This window comes from Arhodomonas sp. KWT, from assembly GCF_010993615.1.
This window is the reverse complement of record NZ_WNXE01000098.1, coordinates 7,127-10,796: the sequence shown is the minus strand read 5'-3', so window position 1 is coordinate 10,796 and position 3,670 is coordinate 7,127. Positions and strand designations below refer to the sequence as shown.

The 3,670-nt window shown below is 67.2% G+C and carries 3 protein-coding genes; 1 reads left to right on the top strand and 2 read right to left on the bottom strand.

The window, feature by feature from the left end:
• Nucleotides 1-1,829, bottom strand: a 1,829-nt coding sequence (glnD, locus tag G7A99_RS13130; protein WP_163140809.1) for a [protein-PII] uridylyltransferase, incomplete at its 3' end; no start/stop codon positions are given.
• Between the two features lie 3 nt (nucleotides 1,830-1,832).
• Nucleotides 1,833-2,600: a type I methionyl aminopeptidase gene (gene map / locus G7A99_RS13125; RefSeq protein ID WP_163140806.1), complete on the bottom strand. Its 768-nt coding sequence runs from the start codon at nucleotides 2,598-2,600 to the stop codon at nucleotides 1,833-1,835.
• A gap of 337 nt (nucleotides 2,601-2,937) precedes the next feature.
• On the opposite strand from map, the gene rpsB reads away from it, so the two are divergent.
• A partial coding sequence (rpsB, locus tag G7A99_RS13120) for a 30S ribosomal protein S2 (protein WP_163140803.1) occupies nucleotides 2,938-3,670 on the top strand: 733 nt, incomplete at its 3' end.

The following is a 3,670-nucleotide window of genomic DNA, read 5'->3' as shown; positions in this document are numbered from 1 at the left end:
TCGCGCCAGGAGTTCCACAGCTTGGGATCGGTGCCGCGGATGTCGGCCACGGTGAGCAGGTAGAGGTAGTCCAGGCGGCGCTGGTCGCCCACCTGCCGGGCGAACTCGTTGATCACCTGCGGATCGGAGATGTCCTTGCGCTGGGCGGTCATGGACATCAGCAGGTGCTGGCGCACGATCCAGCCCACCAGCCGGCTGTCGTAGCGCGACAGGCCGTGGTGGATGCAGAACTCGTAGGCGTCCCGCTCGCCGAGCTCGGAGTGATCGCCGCCGCGGCCCTTGGCGATGTCGTGGAACAGTCCGGCGAGGTAGAGCAGCTCGGGCTTGGCGAGCCGTCCGGCGAGTCGGCTGCAGAACGGGAACTCGTGGGCGAACTCGGGCACGAACAGGCGCCGGAGATTGCGCACGACCATGAGGATATGGGTGTCCACGGTATAGACGTGGAAGAGGTCGTACTGCATGCGTCCGGTGATGCGCCCGAACGCCGGGATGTAGCGGCCGAGCACGCCGTAGCTGTGCATGCGCCGCAGCTCGTGGGTGATGCCCCGGGGCTGGCGCATGATCTCCATGAACAGGCTGCGTGCTCGCAGGTCGTTGCGGAAGCGGTCGTCGATGCGGTCGCGGTGCTCGCGGATCAGCCGGATGGTGGCCGCGCGCACGCCCTTGATCTCCGGGTTCTGCTGCAGCAGCAGGAAGACCTCCAGCAGCGCGAACGGATAGCGGCGGAATACGCTCGGGTGGGTGACCTCGATGAAACCGCGCTTGATCTGGAAGCGCTTGTTCAGCAGCCGCGGCGGCTCGTCCACGTCGGCGTAGAGGATCGCCTCCTGGTAGAGCTGGAGGAGCATCTCGTTGAGGCGGTTCAGCCGCATGATGGTGCGGTAGTAGCGTTGCATGAACTGCTCGACCGCCAGCGTGTGCTCGGCATCCTTGTAGCCGAACTGCTCGGCGAGCCGGAGCTGGTAGTCGAACAGGATGCGGTCCTCGCGCCGGCCGGCGAGCACGTGCAGGGCGAAGCGCACGTCCCAGAGGAAGTGCTGGCCCTGCATCAGGTCGGCGTACTCCTCCTCGGTGAGGAAGTCCTTGCGCACCAGGTCGTAGAGGGTATCGGCGTTGAGGTGACGCTTCGCCACCCAGCCCACCATGTGGATGTCCCGCAGCCCGCCGGGGCTTTCCTTGATGTTCGGCTCGAGGTTGTAGGCCGTGTCGTGGTACTTCTGGTGCCGGTTGACCTGCTCCTGCCACTTGGCCTCGAAGAACAGCCGGCTCGGCCAGATGTGGGCCGGTCCGGTGGCCTCCTCCATGTCCTCGTAGAGCCCACGGTTGCCCGAGAGCAGGCGCGACTCGATCAGGTTGGTGGCGACGGTGATGTCCGCGGCGGCGTTGGCCTCGCACTCGGCGACGGTGCGCACGCTGTGTCCCACCTCCAGGCCGATGTCCCAGAGCATGGTCACCAGGTCCTGAATGGTGCCGTCGAAGCGGGCGGTGTCGCCCGTCTCCGGCAGGAGCACGAGCAGGTCGGTGTCCGAGCCGGGATGGAGCTCGCCGCGCCCGTAGCCGCCCACGGCGACCAGCGCGGCCTCGCTGCCGAGCGTGCCCATGGTGCGATCCCATACCCGGCTGACCAGGCAGTCCACCACCTGCGCGCGCAGGGGTACGAGCTCGGCGGCCGGCGTACCCTCCAGGAAGCGCGCCTCCATGGTCAGATCCGCCTCCTCCAGCGCCTGGCGCAGCAGGGGCACGGGGGCGCTTCCGCGGATCAGGGCGGTGTCCAGCGCCTCGATGTCGAGGAGCTGGCGGTCGTTGCGCACGGCCTCGGGGGTGATCATGGATCAGTCCCGGTAGGCGTCGCTGTGCGTGAGGATCTCGTAGCCGTCCGGGGTGACCAGAAGCGTGTGCTCCCACTGGGCGGACAGGCTGTGGTCCTTGGTCACCGCCGTCCAGCCGTCCTTGAGGATGCGGCTGTCGCGGCGGCCGATGTTGACCATCGGCTCGATGGTGAACGTCATCCCCTCGGCGAGCTCCATGCCCGTGCCGGGGCGGCCGTAATGCAGCACCTGCGGGTCCTCGTGGAAGCCGCGGCCGATGCCGTGACCGCAGAACTCGCGCACGATCGAGCAGCCCTCGCCCTCGGCCAGGGTCTGGATGGCATGGCCGATGTCCCCCAGGCGCGCGCCCGGGCGAACCTGTTCGATGCCGGTCCACATGCAGCGCCAGGCGAGCTCGCTGATGCGCCGCCCCTGAATGGTGGGCTCGCCGACGTAGAACATGCGGCTGGTGTCGCCGTGGTAGCCGTCCTTGATGACGGTGACGTCAATGTTGAGGATGTCACCGCGCTTGAGCTTCTTCGGTCCCGGGATGCCGTGGCAGATGACGTGGTTAACGGACGTGCACACGGACTTGGGGAAACCGCGGTAGTTCAGCGGTGCCGGGATGGCGTCCTGCTCGTTGACGATGTGTTCGTGACAGATGCGGTCGAGCTCTTCCGTGGTCACTCCCGGTTGCACGTGGGGGGTGACGACGTCGAGCACCTCCGCGGCCAGCCGGCCGGCGACGCGCATCTTCTCGATCTCTTCGGCTGTCTTGATGGTTACGGTCATTCGGAACCCTGGTGGCGTGGGCGGGTTGTCTGCGCATGGCGACGTGACGGCCCGGACGGGCCCTCGCGGTGGCGCCGGCGGCCCGTCGTGGCGGGCCGCGCGAGCGTCCGTAGCATGACACTCGATCCTCGCTATGGTATAAATCGCGCGCTCCCAAGGCAACGCCGGCCCCTGCCGGGTACGGCCTGCCCGGGAGCTTTCACGCCGCCAGCGTGCGGCGGACATCAATACCACACATGCACCGGCACATGCGGCCGGGTGTCCTGTGCCCGTTGGGGACTGGATTGCCGCGTGAGGGTGCATGGAGGCTCAACCCGTAATCAGGAGCTGAAAGACAATGGCTAACGTGACTATGCGCGAGATGCTCGAGGCCGGTGTGCACTTCGGGCACCAGACCCGCTACTGGGATCCGAAGATGTCCCGCTACATCTTCGGTGAGCGCAACAAGATCCACATCGTCAACCTCGAGAAGACGCTGCCGCTCTACCAGGACGCGCTGAACTACATGGGCCGCCTGGCGGCCAACGGCGGGCGCATCCTGTTCGTGGGCACCAAGCGCTCGGCGCGCGAGGCCGTCCGCGAGGAGGCGCAGCGCTGCAACATGCCGTTCGTGAACCACCGCTGGCTCGGCGGCATGCTCACCAACTTCCGCACCGTCAAGCGCTCCATCCGCCGCTTCAAGGACCTCCAGCAGCAGGAGAAGGACGGCACCTTCGAGAAGCTCGGCAAGCGCGAGGTCCTGTCGCTGACGCGCGAGCGCGACAAGCTCGAGCGTGCCTTCGGCGGCATCGTGGACATGGATGCGCTGCCGGACGCGCTGTTCGTCATCGACGTCGGCTACGAGAACATCGCCATCAAGGAGGCGAAGAAGCTCGGGATCCCGGTCGTCGGCGTGGTGGACACCAATAACTCCCCGCGCGAGGTGGACTACGTCATCCCCGGCAACGACGACGCCTTCCGCGCCATCCGCCTGTACCTGCGTGGTGCCGCCGACGCGATCAACGATGCGCGCATGGCCACCGCCCAGCCGGCGAGCGGCGATGACGAGTTCGTCGAGGTGCGCGAGAACG

Coding starts and splice junctions, on each gene's coding strand:
- map (WP_163140806.1), bottom strand. CDS start 2,600: ATGACCGTAACCATCAAGACAGCCGAAGAGATCGAGAAGATGCGCGTC.